Origin of the sequence: Actinomadura xylanilytica (genome assembly GCF_030283145.1) — a bacterium.
In the GTDB taxonomy this organism is placed as follows: domain Bacteria; phylum Actinomycetota; class Actinomycetes; order Streptosporangiales; family Streptosporangiaceae; genus Spirillospora; species Spirillospora xylanilytica.
This window is the reverse complement of sequence record NZ_JASNWE010000003.1, coordinates 126,411-144,270: the sequence shown is the minus strand read 5'-3', so window position 1 is coordinate 144,270 and position 17,860 is coordinate 126,411. Positions and strand designations below refer to the sequence as shown.

Here is a 17,860-nt window from a genome sequence, read left to right as displayed (position 1 = left end):
CCGGCGTCCGGGCGTCCGGCCCCCCGGGCCTGGCGCGTCGCTAGTCGCGGTCGCGGTAGTACCACTTCTCCGGGTTGATCATCCCGAACGGGTTGACCGGCCCGAACCCGCCGAGATCGCGGGACGCCTCGAACAGCCGGATCGGGAAGTTCGGGGTGAAGATGACCGGGACCTGCTCGGCGATGTAGTCCTGGTACTCGTACAGCGCCTCGAGGTCGTCGGTGGTGACCGACTTCTCGATCAGTTCGTCGGTGGTCGGGTCGGAGTAGAAGCCGAAGTTGCCGCCCGCCTTGGTCCGGAACAGGATCTCGCCGGTGGGGTAGTGGTAGGCCCAGCCCCCGTTCCAGCAGGTCAGCTCCCAGGTGCAGGGGGTGTCCGGGCCGGGCTCGCACGGCCCGTCCTCGGCGACCAGGATCGACCCGTACACCTCCTCCATCCGCAGTTCGATGCCCGCCGCGGCGGCGTGCTCCTTGTACCGCCGCATGAGCCGGGTGAGCGCGGGCCGCCCCTCGACGTAGCGCATCTTGAGGCTGAGCTCGGTGCCCGCCGGGATGCCCTCGCCCGCCTGCCCGGGGCCGGTGCCCGGGTTCACGCAGACGGCGGGGGTCCGGCTGGTGTCCCAGCCGTTGGCCTCCAGCAGTTCGCGGGCCTTCTCGACGTCGAACGGCAGCGGCCAGGCGCCCTCGCGCTGCCGCGGGGAGACCAGGTCGGTGGGCGGGACCATCGGCACCGGGCCGTTCTGCCGGTAGGCGTAGCCCTGGTAGATGTCGGTGACGGCGGTGTCCTGGTCGAGGGTGCGCTGCAGCGCCTGCCGGAAGTAGGTCTGCTTGAAGATCTTTCCGGCCACGGTCGGATTGTTGTAGTTCAGGCAGAAGTACCGGATGCAGAACGCCGCCTGCGGCACCAGGTCGTAGTCGTCCCCGAGCGGGTTGGCCCCGCCCCTGGTGGGGTCGGTGGTGGATTCGGCGGCGAAGCTCAGCGGCAGGTACCCGACCTGGATCGAGCCCTCGCCGCGCGGCCCCGCCCGGAGCATCTCGTACTGCTGCTCGTCGGACTGCGTCGGCACCTGCCGGAACTCGTCCAGGTACGGCTTGTCGGGACCGGAGTAGTGCTCGTTCGGCACGAACGTCACCATGCCCTCGAGCGTGTAGCTCTTCAGCCGCCACGGGCCGCTGACCACGCTCCAGATCGGGCTGCCGGCCCAGCGGGTGCGGTGCTCGTTGCCCTCCTCGACCATGTCGCCCTGTTCGGCGATCAGGTACGCGTACACCGCCTCCACGTCGGCCGGGTCGCCGGAGGCGTTCGCGGGTCCCTCGGCCGTGCGGTCCCACGCCTTCGGCAGCGGCGTGATGGTGCTGAGCTGGTTCATCAGCACCCACTTCTTGGAGTACGGCTTGTCGAAGGTGAAGTAGACGGTGTCGTCGGCGAGCTTGCCGTAGGAGGTGCAGTTGTCGGGGAAGTAGCCCGGCACGTACTCGCCGTACCGGGAGCCCTTGACCTTCATGAGGTTGACCCAGAACAGCACGTTGTCGGCGCACAGGGTCTCGCCGTTGGACCACTTCCACGGCCTGATCCGGACGGTGACCGTCCGTCCGTCGGCGCTCCACCGAGGCGGTTCGCCGATGCTCTGCTCGTAGTCGACGTCGGGTGTGCCGCGGCTGCCGAAGTAGTACAGCGGCCGGTACATCAGCATCTGGAACTCGTAGATGTTGCGGGTGCCCATCCGTTCCGCGGGGGTGAACGGGAAGATCACCGCGGGCGGGAAGCCCGGCGCGCACGCCCAGGTCACCACACCGCCCCTGCGCGGCCGTCCGGTGGCCCGGCCGACCTCGGCGGACGCCGTCATCGCTCCTCCTTGATCTCGGTGAGGCGGGACACCCCGCGGGCCGAGTGCCGGCCGAACCGCTCCCATTCCTCGCGCAGGTCGATGCCGCCGTCGGGGCGGACCGTCGGGACGCTGCGGCAGAACCCGGAGATCACCTCGCCGTCGTCCAAGACCATGCAGTAGGCGAACTCCAGGCGCCCGTCGGGGGAGCACCGGCCGGTCAGCGAGCCGCGCCGGGCCCGGCCGCCGCCGAACTCGCCCCACAGCAGGTCGCCGTCCTGGTGGTAGTGCGCGACGCGGTCGTGCGCGTCGTGTTCGACGGGCCGGAACCGTCGTCCGTCGTAGCCGATCACCGCGCCGCACCTCCCGTGCGGCTCCCGCCGCCCTCGCGGGCCTCCACCGGACCGCGGATCTCCAACGTGCAGCACTTGGTGCTGCCGCCCGACTTCAGCAGCTCGCCCAGGTCCACCCCGATCGGGACGAAGCCCCGCTCCGAGAGCCGTTCGATCAGATGAGCGGCCTGCTCGGGCAGCAGCACGTGGCGGCCGTCGGAGACGGCGTTCAGGCCGAAGACCTCGGCGTCGGAATCGTTGGCGAGGATCGCGTCCGGGTACAGCTCGGCCAGCAGCGCCCGGCTCTCCGGCCCGAACGCCGCCGGGTAGTACATGATCTCTTCGTGGTCCAGCACCGCCAGCGCGGTGTCCAGGTGGTAGAAGCGCGGGTCGACCAGGGTCAGCGGCACCACCGGCAGGCCGAGCACGCGCGCGGCCTCGTCGTGCGCGCGCCGGTCGGTGCGGAAGCCGTGGCCCGCCAGGACGCGGTCGCCGGTGACCAGCAGGTCGCCCTCGCCCTCGTTGACGTGCCGTGTCTCGTGGACGGGGTAGCCGTGTTCGCGGAACCAGCCGGCGTAGGCGGCCCCCTCGGCGGCCCGCTCGCCGTGCCGGAAGCGCGCGGCGAGCACCCGCCCGTTCACGACCGTCGCGCCGTTGGCGGCGAACACCATGTCGGGCAGGCCGGGCACCGGGTCGATGAGCTCCACCTGGTGGCCCAGCCCGAGGTAGAGGTTGCGCAGCCGGTCCCACTGCGTGAAGGCCAGCCCGGTGTCGACCGGCTTGCCGGGTTCCATCCAGGGGTTGATCGAGTAGGTGACGTCGAAGTACGTCGGCGGGCACATCAGGTAGCGGCGCGGCGCGGCGGTGCGCCTGGGCCGGGGATCGGCGACGGGGCGGCGGTCGGTTCCCGCCGTCCGGATCGCGTCGGTCCTGTTCGGCACGTGGTCCTCTCCTTCGCCGGGTCAGCCCCGGAACGTGACCTTGATCTTGTCGGCCAGCTCGTTCATCAGGCTGAACGCGTCGTCCTGGGACTCACCGGTGGTGCCGAGGAAGCCCAGGATCGTGTTGCCGTTGGGCGGGCGGCGGATGTGGTCGCCGGGCCGCGCGGTGATCTTCAGCAGGAAGGCCCGTTCGCAGTCGGCGACCTCCGGCGGCACCTCCACCCGTTCCACCACGCCCTCGTCGCTGATCAGGCACATGGCGGTGACGTGCGTGCCGGTCGGCCGGAAGTGGCGCACGTCCGGCCGCACCCCGCGGCCGATGTCGACCACCGCCTTGATCGGGTCGTGGTCGGCGGTGATCCGCGCGATCGCGTCCAGCCCGCCGCCGCCGACCCGGGAGGCGATCTCCAGCAGGTACGGCTCGCCCTGGTGGAACCGAACCTCGGCGTGCATCACGCTGCGCCGCAGTCCCATGGCGTGCGCTCCCGCCCGCACCACCGCGTGCACCCGGGCGACGTCCTCGGGGGACAGCGAGGTGGGGGCGTGGTGGACGTCGTCGTCGAAGGTCCCGCCCTCCTGGGTGATCCGGTCCACCACCGAGCCGAGGTAGACCTCCTCGTCCCAGGCGACCGCCTCCATCAGGTACTCGCGGCCGGACAGGAACGACTCCACCAGCAGCCCGTTCGGCCCCAGGTCCACGCCGTCGGCCTCGGAATTCACCCAGAACAGGTTCTCGATCCCGGCCGCGGCCTGGTCGTAGCGCTCGGCCATCTCCTCCGCGGAGTCCACCCGGAACACCAGGTGGCTGCCCGCGCCGAGGGTCGGCTTGAGGATGACGGGGTAGCCGAAGTCGGCGCCGGCCCGCAGCGCCTCGGCCCGGTCCCGCACCAGGCGGTACGACGGGATGGGCGCGCCCGCCCGCTCGTACGCCTGCCGCATCAGGTACTTGTTGCGGCTGCACACCGCCGCCTCCACCCCGATGCCGGGCAGGCCGAGCGCCTCGGCCACCGCGGCGACGGTGATCACCGCGGACTCGGAGAAGGTGATCACACCGTCGAACCGCTCCTCGGCGTGCCAGCCGCGGGCCGTCTCCACGATGTCGTCGATCTTCTTGGACCCGACCAGCCGGTAGTGGTCGGCCGGCCAGAAGTCCTCGGTGCCCTCCCCGTTGAGCACGTACAGGTCCACGCCGAGGTCCTGCACCTGCTGGTAGCGCGAGTGGTAGTAGTCCAGGTACTGGCTGGTCTCGATGGTCAGCAGCCTCATCGCATTCCTCCTAGACCCCCACCGGGGTCCGTCCGGCGGCGCCGGCCGGGTCCCCGTCCGGGACGGCGATCTCCGGCAGCCGCGGCAGTGTGAACGGGACGATCTCCGCCGGTGGTTCGGCGGTCAGGCCCAGGTCGACCCCGGCCGCCGTGGCCTCGGCCGCCGCGTCGATGAGGATCGGCGCGGCGTGGGCCAGCAGCGTGCGGGCCTCCACCAGCAGGTCGCCGGGCGGGACCGCGCCGGAGTCCGCCGCCGCGACGAGCCGGCCCAGGTGGGCCAGGACCGTCTCGGCGGCCTGGGCCGCGCTGAACGACCGCAGCTCGTAGCAGACCCGGAACCGTCCGGCCATGGTGGCGGCGCGGCTCCGCGCGGGCGCCGAGACCGGGACGGGCCCGGGGCGGACGCCGGCCTGCGCGTCGTGCAGCGCGTCCGCCAGGCGGTTCCACGGTTCGACCAGGCGGCGCCCGGTCACCGCGCGCAGTGCCGCCACGCCGAAGTCGGTCCGCTGGAACTCCGGCGCCGTCAGCGACAGGTAGAACCGGACCAGGTCCCGGGGGACCTCGGCCAGCAGGTCCGCCACCCAGATCAGGTGTCCCCGGCTGGTGGAGAACTTCTCGCCGTGCAGATCGTAGAACTCGTTGACGACGTTGCTCTCCGGGGTGATGTACCGGTCGCCGTGCGCCATCAGCATCACCAGGTCCAGCAGGCCCCAGTGGTAGACGTTGTCGAAGCCGTGGAAGTAGACCAGCTCCGCTCCGTGCTCGGCCCGCCAGTGCTCGTCGACCGCCGCGGTCGCCGCGCCGCGCCGGGCCGCCGACCACCAGGTGCCGTAGATCACCGCGGGCATCGCCTCGACCCACGGGTACAGGACCTGCCCGGGCGTCTCGGGAAAGGGGACGGCGATGCCCCACGTCCCGGGCACGGTGATCGGGATGTCCGGCAGCGGCCCGGCGAGCAGTTCGCGGACGAGCCGCATGGCACGGGGCCGCCAGTGCCCCTCCCGCTCGGCGTAGTAGGCGGTGAGCCGGTCCCGGTACTCCTCGGCGGGCAGCGTCAGGATCTCGACGTCGCGGTAGGAGACCGGTTCGTCGGGGTCCATCGTCGCGCGGGGCCCGACGAGCTCGTCGTAGTTGTTGGGATGCCCGCAGCTCTCGCAGACGCCGCCCGCGCTGCCGGTCAGGCAGGACGGGCAGGATCCCTGCATAAGCCCGTCGTAGAGGTAGGTGCCGGAGCGTTCGGCGTACGGCAGCCGGACGGTCCGGCGGCGCAGCCGGCCGGCCGCGTGCAGCGCGGTGAAGAACTCCAGCACCGTCTCGCGGTAGCGCCCGTCGATCGGGGGCAGGCCCTCCATCGACAGGCCCATCGCGGTCAGCGTCCGCTGGACGCGCGTGGTGGACTCGGCCACCAGCCGCTCCGGGGCGACGCCCTGGCGGTGCGCGGTGGTCGGGACGTAGGTCTGACTGTCGTCGGTGACGGTCGTGTAGATCACCGGCCGTCCGGTCGCGGCGACGTACCGGCTGTAGACGTCCCCGGCCAGGTAGGGCCCGGCCATGTGACCGACGTGCAGGTCACCGTTGGACGTGGGGGTGGCGGCGACCACGATGGCCGGTCGCCCGCCGTCGTGCGGCGCGCCGCTCATGTCCGCTCTCCGTGCCGGACGGTGAACCGCTCGGTCATCTCCACGTCCCACCAGATGGCGTACATCTCGAACGGCTCGTCGCCGTCGTTGACGACCTGGTGGCGGACGTCCGGGCGGAAGTGCACGACATCGCCCGCGCGGAACGGCTCGCGCCGCCCCTCGCTGAGCAGTTCGGCCTGCCCGGTCACCGCCACCCAGATCTCGTACTCGTGGTGGCCGTGCGCGCCCGACTCCGCGCCGGGCGGCACCACGCACCAGGAGCCCTCGAACGGGGCGTTCAGACCGGGCCACGGCAGCAGGCGCTTGGCGCGCAGGCCGTTGTCCGGCTTCAGGTCGGCGCGGTCGAGCCAGTGGATTTCCATGGTCGTCCTCTCGTCGGTCACCGGCCGTTGAGCGCCAGCGCGGGCGCGCCGCTCGTCTCGGCGGCCTCGGCCTGCCGGTGCGCCAGCAGGTCGGTCACGATCTCCTGGGAACGTGCGGCCAGCACGCTCAGCAGCGAGTCGGCGATGCCGTGAGTGGCCTCGTTCACGCCCTGGAGGTAGCAGCCGGCGGTGTAGCCGGGTGGCAGGTTCATCCGGTAGTTGCGGTCCACCGTGGCGCCGCCCATTCCGGCGGCCTCCGCCAGGTCGCGCGCCAGGCGCGGCATGGTGCGGACGAAGCCGGTGCCGAGCAGCACCAGGTCGCAGCGGAACGTGCTGGTCCGCTGGGACTTGCGGTCCAGCAGGGTGAGCACGACCTCCTCGCCGTCCATCCGGGCGTCCACGATGTCGGTCATGGTGATCATGTGCAGTCGCTCGTCGCCGGCCAGCCGCTGCTGGTACATCTCGCGGTAGAGGGTGTCGAGCATCCCCGGCGCGAGCCCGGCGTAGTTGGTGCGGTGCATCTCCCGGAGCAGTTGCTCGCGGGCCTCCGGCAGCGAGGCGTGGAACTCGTCCACGAACGAGGGGTAGAACAGCTCGTTGGTGAACCTGCTGGTCTCGTAGGCGTTCAGCCCGATGGCGCGCATCACCATCGTGACCTGGGCGCCGGGCAGGTCGCGGTGCGCCGCCCAGAACATCTCCGCCGCGCTCTGCGCCGCGCCGACCACGACCACGCGCCGGGTGGCGTCGCGGTCCAGTTCCGCCATCCGCGTGACGAACTCGGTGCTGTGCACGACGCGGTCCCGGGGGAGCGTGGCGATCTCGTCGGGGATGTGCGGGTCGCGTCCCATGCCGATGACCAGGTCCCGGCAGACGATCTCGCCGCCGTCCGCGGTGCGCACCGACCAGCGCCGCACCGTGCCGTCCTCGTCGGTGACCGGTGTGATCGACGCGCACCGGCGGCCGTGCTCGATGCCGACCCGGCGCAGCGACCCCGCCACCCAGCGCAGGTAGTTGGAGATCTCCACCCGGTACGGCGTGAAGCTGCCCAGGTTGGCGAACTCGTCCAGCCGGCCGTTGGAGTGCAGGTAGTTGATGAAGGAGTACTCGCTGCGCGGGTTCCGCAGGGTGACCAGGTCCTTGATGAACGAGACCTGGCTCTGCGTCCAGGGCAGCAGCATTCCGCGCTGCCAGACGATGTCATCGTGCTGCTCGATGAGCAGGGCGGAGCCGGCCAGGTCGTCCCCGGCCATCTCCTCCAGCGCGACGGCCAGGGCGAGGTTGGCCGGTCCGGCCCCGATGCCCAGCAACTCGACTTCCTGTCGTTCCATGGCGTCCTCCTTGACTCGTGTGGCGGGCCGTCGGCCCGCCGGGCTCACCGGATCCGGTGCGGTCACCGCGCCCCCGCCTCGACGGCCACCAGGTCGGCCATCTGGCCGATGGTGCGGGCGGTGTGGAATCGGCGCAGGTCGAGCGAGATGCCGAACCGGCTCTCCAGTTGGGCGAGCGCCTCCAGCGAGGCGGTGCTGTCCCAGTCACGGGCGGCCAGCGGCTCTTCTTTTCCGACCGTTCCGGGTGGTTCTCCGAGAACTTCCTCGATGATCGCGGTCACGGTCTTTTCGATGACGTCCTTGTCGTCCATTCAGGTGGTGCTCCTTTCACGCAGAGAAATCCAGGACGGGGCGATTCCGGTCGCCGATTCCAGGTCGCGGACAAAGCAGTCGTCGCCGGATCCGGGAGTGAATCCGGCGCGGGTCCAGAAGTCGGCCGCCACGCCGTTCCTGGCCGACCGGACGTAGCGGCCCTCCAGCCGGGCGGCGCCCGCCGACCGGGCGCGTTCGGCCAGCCAGCCGACGGTCGCCAGTTCCACGCCGCGGCCGAGCACCCGGCAACTGAGCACCAGGTTCAGCACCCGCCACACCTCCGGGCCGCACTCGACCCAGACGGCGCCGACGATGCCCTCGTCGCCGAACCGGTCCGCCACCGCGACCGAGGCGACCAGGTGCCCGGCGTCGTCGTTCATCCGGGTGGTGGCCGCCGCGTCGAACCGCAGGCCGGTCATGTTGAACTGGTTGGTGCGCGCGGCGAGCTGGGCGATCCGGCCGGTGGTGAAGTCGGTCGCGGTCGCGATCTCCATCTCGATGCCGAGGGCCCGGAGGAACTCCTCGGACGACCCGAACCCTTCGGAGAAGTCGCTGCGCATCGCGCGCGTCCGGTACAGGTCGGGGCGTGCGCGGTCGGTGTCGGTCAGCGCCATCACGTCGAACCAGCCGCCGCGCACCAGGGCCCCGGGCAGGTGCGCCGGATCGCCCGCGGCCGAGACGACCGCCACCTGCGGCAGCGCGTCGCCGACCTGGGCGCGTTCGAAGCCCGAGTCGTCCATGAAGACGAGCGAGTCCACCGACAGGCCCAGCGCCTCGGCCGCCTTGACGAGGTTGTCGGACTTGGCCGACCAGTTCACGGCGCGGACCGAGAACGCCTCGTCGCGCAGCACCATCTCCGGGTGGTCGGCCAGCGCCCGCTCCACCGGCTCGGCGTCGTTCTTGCTGGCCAGCACCAGGACGACGCCCTGTTCGCGCAGCCGTCGCGCGGTGCGCTGAAGGTCCTGGTAGGCGTTGCCGGGATACAGGCCGCCGAGCTGGACGCCGTGCGCGCCGACCTCGCCCAGCACGCCGCCCCACAGGGTGTCGTCCAGGTCGAGGGCCAGGACCTTGCGGGACAGTCCCGCTCTGGCCTGGGCGACGCGGCGTACCTCGCCCGCCAGCAGCAGGAGGGCGCCGTCGGTGTAGGGCAGGTCGCCAAAGCGGTGCAGCCGGGCGTCCCGTGCCGCGACCGGCGCGTCGGCCAGCACGCCGACCAGGTCGATCACCGCGATCTGCGGGTGGCGGGCCGCCAGGTCGAGCAGGTCCGCGTTGATCCGGTGCCAGAGCCGGGCGAGCCGGGCCCGGCCGGACACGCTGACGAAGGTGTCGCGCACCTCTGCCGGGAGCGGCACGGTGTGCAGCACCAGCGTCGCGTCGGTGCGCTCGGTGGCCGAGACCGCCAGTCCGCGGAGCTCTTTCAGCCGGCTCTCGACGTGCTGTTCCAGTGCCGCGGGGGCGGCAGGGCTCCAGTCGGCCGGCAGGAAGAAGGAGGCGTCGACGAGCGTCGCCAGCAGGTCGGGTTCGTCGGTGTCGTCCGCTGCGAGGAAGGCACCGGTCGCCAGCTCCATCTCGAACGCGCCGTAGCCGCCCTTGTCGATGACCGGCCGGAAGCCCGCCCCGACCAGGTTCGCGCGGAGCAGGTGCTCGAACGAGCCGATGGTGCAGGCGGCCTGGATCCGGACGCGGAGGCCGCGCAGGGGTCCGTCGGCGCTCAGCCGGGCCAGGATCCGGCCGGCGCTCCGCGCCGCCGCCGAGTCGGTCAGCTCCAGCAGCCCGCGCCGCGTCGCCGGGTCCGGAATCTCGCCGTCGCGCACGGCCGTTCGCAGTCGGCCCAGCAGTTGGGCGGTCGGCTCTGTCATGGGTCGGTTCCCTCCGTTCGGGTGGGAGCGGCTCAGGCGCGGACCAGGGAGCAGTACCAGCGCATGCCGATGGAGATCCCGGTGAGCGCGACCAGGTCGCCGGGCTCGACCGCGCCCGCCTCGAGGAGCTCGCCGAGCGCGGTGAGCTGGTCGGCGGCGCCCATGTGCCCGTGCCTCCGGGCGATCTCCTGGTTGGTCCGTGACAGCGGCAGGTTCAGGAGGGGGGCCACGTCGGCGATGCCGTCCGGGTCGTTGATGTAGATGTAGTGCGTCACCTCGTCCCGGCTGACCCCGGCGCGGCGGCACGCCCCGTCGATCACGGCGATGGAACGGTCGATGGCCTGCCCGCCGAACTCGCGCAGCCGCTGCGGGTCCTTCTGGAAGTGCGCCTGCACCCGCTCGTGCCCGGGCGGCGCGGTGGCGGCGGACCAGCCCTCCGGCGGGACCGGCTCCACCGCACCGCCGTAGTCGGTGCGGAACCAGTCGCACAGGTCGGAGTCGATGAGCTGCTCGGTCGCCAGCCAGCGATTGCGCTCGTGGCCGCGGCGCAGCACCGCGGCCACCGCGCCGTCGCTGTGCACGGCGTTGTTGACCGTCATCCGGTTGCGGTGGAACTCGCTGACCCGATTGACCGCCGTGAACAGCACCGTCTGGATCTCCGGCTGGGTCGCCAGCACCCCGGCGACCAGCGCCAGCCCGGTGACCCCGGAGGCGCAGCCCTCGTTGAGCAGCAGGGTCTGGGTGTCGCGCATCTTCAGCGCGCGCGCCAGCGCGGTCGAGGAGTCCCAGTGCGGATAGTCGGGCATCTCCGAGTGCGCCAGCACCAGCAGGTCCACGTCGGAGACGGCGAGGCCGTCGCGGTCCAGCGCGTCCCTGGCGGCGGCCGCGGCCAGGTCGACGGCGGTCACGCCGTCGGCGGCACGGTGGAAGGTTCGGTACCCCCACCGCCCGATCCGTTCCGGGTCGGGCACGTACGCCGGCGCCGCCTTCTCGACATCCTCGTCCGCACCGAAGGCGTATCCGAAGCCAGTTATCCCAAGCGTTACCGGGGGAGCCGCCATCATCATTCCTCTCTGCGGATCTCGCTATTTCGGGTCACTTCTCGTGACCTGAAGAATCGTCGCCCGAGAGTGGGGGTACTGGCAATGGATAACGGCGTCGTCCAGGCATTCAATTTGAGCTGGGAAAATAGTTGAACACGCGATACGGCCTTCTGGAAAATTTCCAGAAGGCCGTATCGCGTGTTCAGACCGGATTTATCCGAGCAGTGACCGGGCCGCGCGGCGGCTCGCCGCGAACACCGCCTTGGCGGCTCCTCCGCTGCCGCCGGTGAAGGTGAACAGCCCGCCGCCTCCGCCTTCGACGGGCCGCAGCTCCAGCCCCGGCGGGTCCCGGTAGCAGTCGAAGGAGGCCACGGTGCGTTCCGCCGCGAAGGCGACACCGAAGATCCGGCCGGCCAGGGCGACGACCTCGTCCGCGAGCGCCCGGTCGGGCTCGACCGCGTCCGGGGCCAGGTCCCAGCGGTCGGACGGAAGTCCCAGCAGGAACCGGCCCGGACCGTGCGGGCGACCGTAGAGTCCGCTGTTCTCTTCGACGAACGCGCGCACCCCGTCCAGCGGACCCCGGCACAGCGTGTACTGGATCTGCCTGACGCGCAGCCGGTCGGACGGAAGGCCGCTGTCGCAGAGAAGGCACGGCGTCCAGGCCCCGGCCGCCACCACCACCGCCTCATAGTGGCGCACGCCGTCCCGGAGCCGCACGGCCGGATCGCCCGTCACCCCGGTCACCCGGTCGGGGTGGATCTGCACACCGGAGTCGGCGAGCCGGCCGAGCGCGGCGGTGCGCAGCGCGTCGGGCGAGATGTACCCGGCGCTGTGTTCCACGATGCCGGTCACGCCGGGAGGCAGACCGCCGAGGCGGTGGTCGCGCGCCAGCCGGTCCGCGCCGACCCGTTCCGCCGAGCCGGGCAGGACCTCCTCGACCACCGCCAGCGATCTGGTCACCTCGGTTCGCGGCTCGGTGACGTAGACCGCTCCGCTCTCCCGGAACCGCGACCACTCCCGCAGCCGCCGGCTGCCCCTCAGCTCGGCGAGGCTCTCGGCGGCCAGCGCCGCCGCCCCCGGATCGCGTTCGAAGGCCCGCACCATGCCGCCCGACGCCGCCGAGGCGTCCCGTTGTCCGGCGTCGCCGCGTCCGGGGTCCCCGCCGGTGAACAGCTCCAGCTTCAGGGGGCGGTGCAGCTGGCTGAGCCGCAGGGCGAGCAGCGCCCCCGCCAGGCCACCCCCGACGATCGCAATGCGCACGGTGTCCTCCCGACCTCAGGCGCGGACCGCGGTGCGCGCCTCGACCACGCGACGCAGATCGCCCGTGTGGTCGCCCGCGCGGCGGGCCAGGGTCGGCGGCAGGTCCTCGCGCGCGAGCATGGCGCGGGCCAGCTCGAGCGTCTCCGGCTCGGCTGCGAGGCGCGGGTAGAACGACCGCAGCAGCAGGTCGAGCACCAGGTCGCCGTGGAGCTTGGCCACCGCCGGCATCTCGGTGAAGAACCGCTCGACGAACGGCGCGGTCAGCTCCGTCTGCTCCGGCTGCCAGAATCCCTCGGCCAGCGCCCACAACCGGTAGTTGGACAGTCCGCTGTCGGTGGTGATCGCGGTCCAGGCCGCCTCCTTGGCGGTCCGGTCGGGGCGGGCGGCGAGGCATCTCGCCGCGGCCTGCTCGGCGTGCGCGCCCGGCTCGGCGTCGTACGCCGCGTCGATCTCGGCCTCCGCCAGACCGCCGAGGACGGCGAGCCGGTACCGGACCCGCCAGGCCAGGTCCGTGTCGAGGGTCAGCCCCTCGGGGACGCCGGTCCCGTTCAGCCAACCGCGCAGCTCGGAGATGTCGGCGGTGAAGTCGACCACGGCGCGGAACAGGGTGATCTGACGTTCGTCGCCCGGCGCGGTGGAGCCCAGGCGGGCGCGCAGCGCGGCGGCCACCCGCGCCATCGCCGGCTCCCGGCCGGAGGGCGGCAGGAAGCGGTCGGCCACGTCGATGCGCGCCTGCTCCAGCACCTCGGCGAGGATCGACAGCTCGGGCTCGACCGCGACCATCCCGCACACCAGGTCCAGGTGCTCGGCGGCGGGAACAGAGCCGTCGTGCACCCCGAGCAGCAGCGCGCACCACACCATCGCCCGATTGATCGGCTTCAGCGTGGGCAGCAGCGCCGGCAGCGCCGCGCGCGAGGCGGGGTCGAAACGCACCTTGGCGTAGGCGAGGTCGCCGTCGTTGAGCAACACCAGCTTCGGCATGGGAAGCCCCACCAGCGCGGGCAGATCGGTGCGGGCGCCGGCGACGATGACGCGGTGGACGTCGCGGCGGTCGCCGTCGTAGTAGAGCCCGACGTCCATCGTGTGGGTCCGCAGGATCGGATGGGAGTCGGGCGCGGTCTGCCGCACCCACGCCTCGGTGATCCGCCCGTCGCGGACGGTCAGCTCGGGGATGAGCGTGTTGACGTTGGCGGTCCGCATCCAGGTCTCGGCCCAGCCGGTCATGTCCGTGCCGGCGGCCTCGCTCAGCGCCGCGATGAAGTCGGTGAACGTCGCGCTGCCGAACGTGTGCCGCGAGAAGTAGATGCGCAGGCCAGCGCGCAGCGCGTCGTCACCGACATGCGCGGCGAGCTGCCGCAGCACCGCGTGCCCCTTGAAGTAGGAGATGCGGTCCAGCTCCAGCTGGACCGTCCGCACGTCCGCTCCCTCCAGGCAGACGGGGTGCGTCGAGGGGCGCTGGTCGGGCACGTACGCCTGGCCCTTGCGGCGGGCGGCGAAGGTGACCGGCGGCCCGGGGAACCGGGTGGCCTCACTGGTCAGCCGGTGCGCCATGTAGTCGGCGAGCGACTGCCCCAGCCACAGGTCGTCCCACCAGCGGTTGGTGACCAGCCCCGCCAGCCACATCAGCGAGATCCCGTGCGCGAGCACGACCGCGCGCGTCTCCCGTTCGCTCTCCGGCACGGCGGAGCTGAACAGGTACTGCTCGCGCAGCAGCACGCAGCCGGGGTGGTCCAGCGAGAGCACACTGAACTCCGGGACGAACGCCTGGTCCAGCTTCCCGAAGGGGTAGCCGATCCCGAACATGTCCGCGCACGCGTCGAGGATCTGCCCGGTGATCTCGAAGACCTCGTCCGCGTCGGCGGCGAGCGCCTCGCGCTGGGACGCCCGGCAGTGGAAGCCGAGCTCGACCTCGCCGTGCCGGGTGTGGAAAGAGGCGTACGGGCCGGCGGCGAGCGCGGTGAGGTAGGTCGCCTGCGCGGGCGACGGGCCGAGCCGCCACCGGCCGGGCGTCTCCTGGGTGGCCGGGGTGTTGCCGAGCACCGTCCAGCCCTCGGGGACGGTCAGCACGAAGGTGTAGCCGGCCTTCAGGTCGGGCTGGTCGAAACAGGCGAAGACCTTGGGCGCGTGGTCGACGTACACGAATGAATAGACGTAGATGCTGCCGTCGGCCGGGTCCTCGAAGCGGTGCAGGCCCTCGCATTGCGTGGAATAGGCCATGTCGGCCACGACGACGAGTTCATTCTCTGCTGCCAGGTCGCGCAGTGGCAACCGGCCGTCGACCAGATCTCCCGGCGCGATCTCCTTACCATTCAGCAGGGCCGAATGGAGGGCTGCGGGGGCTATCTCGATGAATGTTTCGGTTCCCTCGCGTGTCGCTGTGAATGTCACCGTAGTGCATGATCGGAAGGTTTCCGCACCGGACGTCAGGTCTAGTTCGACGTGATAATCGCTAACAGCCAGAAGCGAGCTGCGACTGGCCGCCTCCGCGCGAGTGAGACTGGGCATGAGATTCCTTTCGAATGCGCTGAAAGAATCGTCGGCCACGATCGCGAAAAAGGTCAAGACGCCCGGGGCCCCTACCGGACCTGCGTCCCGTCGGTCTGTGCGTGCGGGGCTCTGCTCGGCGCCGCACCCGCCGACCTGGCGTGCCACCCGTCAGGCCGACCGTGACCGCCGGCGCTCCAGCTCCCGCGCGACCTCCTTCCAGTTCTCCGCGCATCCCTTGGCCAGTGCGGCGATCTCGTCGGCCCAGTGGGCGGGCACCGACGCCAGGAACTCGCGCCATTCCTCCCCGTAGACCACCCGGGTGTCCAGCCATCGCAGGAACGTGAGGCCCGACTGGGCGTACCTCACCGCCGGGTCCTGCCGGAGTTTCTGCCGGAGGACCGGCCACTGGCCGAGGGCGGCCTCCCTCGATGCCGCCGAGAGCGGCGTGGTGCGCGGCGCCCTGGTGGCGCGTTGCCTCGGCGGCAGTAGGTCCTGCCCCTGTTTGAGTCGTTCCCGCACGTCACGGGCGGTCGCCACGGAGATCCCGGCCTCCCTGGCGACCTCCCGGAGGGGGGTGTCCGGGCGTTCTCGGACGATCTCTCCCGCGCGCAGCCGTCCGGCTGCGCCGTCGACCGGGCGCAGCCGTCCGTCCCGGCCCACCCGCGTGTTCGACTGCGACGCGGTCTCAGTCGAACGGCGCCGCAGGGCGGCGACCCTGCGGGTCGAGGATCCGGCGGCCATCGCCACCGCGCGGTCGGACCAGTCGGGATGCGCCTCCAGAATGCGCAGCGCCGCGGCCATCCGGTCGGCGGCGGTCAGCGGCAGGCCGTGCGCGATGTTCTCCCGCACCGCCAGCAGGAAGGCCATGTGCTCCGAGCCGTCGAAGAAGTGCGCCTCGATGGTGGTGCGGCCGCGCAGCCGCGCCGCGTGCAGCCGGTGCATGCCGTCGATGATCCGCATCGTGGGGCGGTGGACGAGGATGGGCGGCAGTGGCGTGGCCACTTCGGCCAGGGTGCGCGCGTGATCGAGATCCTCGCCGGTCAGCCGCGGCGAGTCGGCCGGTCGCAGGTCTTCGATACGGACGAGATGGACGGTCTTGTCATAGAACGCTGGCGCTGTTTCCTCGGTCTGCGGGTCCCTTCCCAGATCCTCTTTCATTTCCCCCCCGGTGCCCTGTTCAGATTGTTTTCTCGATTCTTCGTAGAATCGATTACCGCACTCTCGAATGAACGATTTCCGGCCATCTCTTCCGGCATCTCATCGCTCCATTGCCTGGAATCTCAGAGAAGGACACGGCGTCCGCACAGGGCCCACGCCCCTGAAGTGTCGCCCGTGTCACACTTACACAGCCGATAAGTCAGCACAAGTCTCCTGTCCCGTGTTGACTCACCACTAATTTCGCAATCACTTGATCACGGAACGTTTGATGCGACTGGCAGAAAATGACGAAAATGAGCGACGAGGCCGGTGTCGGGAATTTCAGAGCGCTGTATTCGGTGGCCCAAAATGCAGCAAGGGCGTGTCCGAATATGGACGCGCCCTTCGCCGCCGGTCCGATGACCAGCGGGGCCTTGCCGGCAAGGTCAGGAAGGCGTCAGCTCACGGGGCGCTCGCACACCGAGGCCAGGTCCGCCGGCTCGGACGCGGCGGCCCTGGACAGCGGCCCGCGCAGCCGTTCGTAGGCGTGGCCGACGCGCAGCACCGCTTCGTCGTCGTACGGGCGGCCCACCAGCATCAGGCCGACCGGCAGCCCTTCGGAGAATGCGCACGGGATGCTCAGCGCGGGATTGCCCGTCATGCTGAACGGAGCGGTGTTGTGGAGATTACCCAACATCCGGTCGACGATCTGGGTCGCCGAACCGTCGGTGTGGCGGGACACCGCCTTCATGCCGACCGTGGGCAGCGCCAGGACGTCGAAGCGTTCGAGGACCGAGGTGTACTGGCGGCGCAGCTCGCGTGCGAGATTCTGCGCCTTCGCGTAGTAGCGGTGACCGTGCCGTTGCGACATGTACGTGCCGAGCAGGGCGGTGAACACCAGGGCGGGGGAGAGCGCCTGCGGGTTCTCCAGCCGCCCCCGCCGGTGCCGCTCCATCATGTCGAGATCGACGTGGCCGTCCCAGTTCGTCGTGGTGGTGTCGCCGCGCATCGCCAGGTCGGTCGCACCCTGGACGGCGATGGCGTTCCAGATCGCCAGGCCGTCCCGATGCATCGGCACCGAGACCTCCTCGACGCGCGCGCCGCCTGCCGCGAGCGAGTCCACCGCGTCGAGGGCGGCCGCGTCGACGTCCGGTTCGGAGACCCCGGGTATGCCGAAGCCTTCGCGCAGCACCGCCACGCGGACGCCGCCGAGGTCGCCGTCCAGGAACCCGCGGAAGGAGCCCACCCCGAGATCGATCCGCTGGCGCGAGTCCAGACCGTCCCCTCCGGCCGTCACCTCCAGAAGCAGCGCGCAGTCGGCCACGGTCGCCGCCATCGGCCCGACGTGGTCCAGGGTCCGTTCGACCGGGACGATCCCGGTGTAGGGCACCAGGGCGAAGGTGGGCTTGAGTCCGACGCAACCGCTCCACGCCGCCGGGACGCGGATCGAGCCGCCGTGGTCGGTGCCGAGCGTCAGGTCGGCCTGACCGGCGGCGATCACCACCGCGTTCCCGCCGGAGGTCCCTCCGGGCAGGCGGTCGGGGGCGTAGGGGTTGCGCGGCTCGGGCGCGGCGGTGCCGGTGCCGAACGCGGCGGTCTTGCCGACGATCTCCGCGCCCGCGTCCAGCAGGCGGGTGACGACGGTCGCGTCCGCACGCGGCACGAAGCTCTCCGGCAGCGGGGCCCCGGGCCGCATCGGTAACCCGGCGACGGCGATGTTGTCCTTCACCGCGACCCGCCGGCCGGCCAGCGGCCCGTCCGACGCTCCCCGGATCGAGCAGCGCCAGGCCCAGCCGTGGCACGGATCCTCGTCCGTCCGGGGCGCCCGTCCAAGGTCGCGCAACCTGCCCGGGAACGCCGGCGACACCGGGTTCAGCTCGTCCAGGCGCGCGTAGGCCGACATGCCCCGGGCGACCAGGGCCGTGTACTCGGCGAGCTGCTCCGCGGTGAGGGACAGCCCGAGGCCACCCGCGATCTTCGCCAGTTCCTCCGGCGTGGGCGGCTCCCCGGAACCGGGGGTGCCCTCTGGGCGGTCGCCGAGAAAGCGCTCGTCGAAGGTGTTCACGAGT

The 17,860-nt window shown here is 71.5% G+C and carries 14 protein-coding genes; all 14 read right to left on the bottom strand.

Translation table 11 applies throughout. From position 1 onward, the window contains the following. Positions 1 to 40: 40 nt before the first annotated feature. The 14 genes from QP090_RS18660 to QP090_RS18595 all read right to left on the bottom strand — a co-directional run bounded on the left by QP090_RS18660 (position 41) and on the right by QP090_RS18595 (position 17,856). Positions 41 to 1,846 (bottom strand): ABC transporter substrate-binding protein, encoded by a 1,806-nt coding sequence (locus QP090_RS18660; RefSeq protein ID WP_285940255.1) that lies wholly within the window; start codon positions 1,844 to 1,846, stop codon positions 41 to 43. Then, on the bottom strand, positions 1,843 to 2,178 hold the full coding sequence (locus QP090_RS18655; protein ID WP_285940254.1) for an avidin-fold protein: 336 nt from the start codon (positions 2,176 to 2,178) through the stop codon (positions 1,843 to 1,845). Before QP090_RS18655 ends, QP090_RS18660 begins: the two co-directional genes overlap by 4 nt. Continuing rightward, entirely contained in the window at positions 2,175 to 3,098 is a 924-nt protein-coding gene (gene ddaH, locus QP090_RS18650) for a dimethylargininase (protein ID WP_349666500.1), read from the bottom strand. The genes QP090_RS18655 and ddaH overlap by 4 nt, the downstream gene beginning before the upstream one ends. 21 nt (positions 3,099 to 3,119) lie before the next feature. Then, positions 3,120 to 4,364 carry an ATP-grasp domain-containing protein gene (locus QP090_RS18645; RefSeq protein WP_285940253.1) on the bottom strand — a complete coding sequence of 415 codons (1,245 nt, stop codon included), beginning with the start codon at positions 4,362 to 4,364 and terminating at the stop codon, positions 3,120 to 3,122. Positions 4,365 to 4,374: 10 nt separating this feature from the next. Next, positions 4,375 to 6,003: a class I tRNA ligase family protein gene (locus QP090_RS18640; protein ID WP_285940252.1), complete on the bottom strand. Its 1,629-nt coding sequence runs from the start codon at positions 6,001 to 6,003 to the stop codon at positions 4,375 to 4,377. Then, positions 6,000 to 6,365 carry a cupin domain-containing protein gene (locus QP090_RS18635; protein WP_285940251.1) on the bottom strand — a complete coding sequence of 122 codons (366 nt, stop codon included), beginning with the start codon at positions 6,363 to 6,365 and terminating at the stop codon, positions 6,000 to 6,002. The genes QP090_RS18640 and QP090_RS18635 overlap by 4 nt, the downstream gene beginning before the upstream one ends. A 17-nt stretch (positions 6,366 to 6,382) precedes the next feature. Continuing rightward, positions 6,383 to 7,693, bottom strand: a complete 1,311-nt coding sequence (locus tag QP090_RS18630) for a lysine N(6)-hydroxylase/L-ornithine N(5)-oxygenase family protein (RefSeq protein ID WP_285940250.1) — start codon at positions 7,691 to 7,693, stop codon at positions 6,383 to 6,385. Positions 7,694 to 7,755: 62 nt separating this feature from the next. Further along, positions 7,756 to 8,004: an acyl carrier protein gene (locus QP090_RS18625; RefSeq protein ID WP_285940249.1), complete on the bottom strand. Its 249-nt coding sequence runs from the start codon at positions 8,002 to 8,004 to the stop codon at positions 7,756 to 7,758. Next, positions 8,005 to 9,864, bottom strand: coding sequence for an HAD-IIIC family phosphatase (locus QP090_RS18620; protein WP_285940248.1), 1,860 nt, complete (start codon positions 9,862 to 9,864; stop codon positions 8,005 to 8,007). A 32-nt stretch (positions 9,865 to 9,896) separates the two neighbouring features. Further along, entirely contained in the window at positions 9,897 to 10,835 is a 939-nt protein-coding gene (locus QP090_RS18615; protein ID WP_285940247.1) for a 3-oxoacyl-[acyl-carrier-protein] synthase III C-terminal domain-containing protein, read from the bottom strand. Between the two features lie 285 nt (positions 10,836 to 11,120). Further along, a complete protein-coding gene (locus QP090_RS18610) occupies positions 11,121 to 12,167 on the bottom strand; it encodes an FAD-dependent oxidoreductase (protein WP_285940246.1) in 1,047 nt (348 codons plus the stop codon). 15 nt (positions 12,168 to 12,182) lie between these two features. After that, positions 12,183 to 14,672 (bottom strand): aminopeptidase N, encoded by a 2,490-nt coding sequence (gene pepN / locus QP090_RS18605; protein ID WP_285940245.1) that lies wholly within the window; start codon positions 14,670 to 14,672, stop codon positions 12,183 to 12,185. A gap of 150 nt (positions 14,673 to 14,822) precedes the next feature. Then, positions 14,823 to 15,812 (bottom strand): ParB/RepB/Spo0J family partition protein, encoded by a 990-nt coding sequence (locus QP090_RS18600; RefSeq protein ID WP_285940244.1) that lies wholly within the window; start codon positions 15,810 to 15,812, stop codon positions 14,823 to 14,825. Between the two features lie 436 nt (positions 15,813 to 16,248). After that, entirely contained in the window at positions 16,249 to 17,856 is a 1,608-nt protein-coding gene (locus QP090_RS18595) for an amidase (RefSeq protein WP_285940243.1), read from the bottom strand. Positions 17,857 to 17,860: the final 4 nt, after the last annotated feature.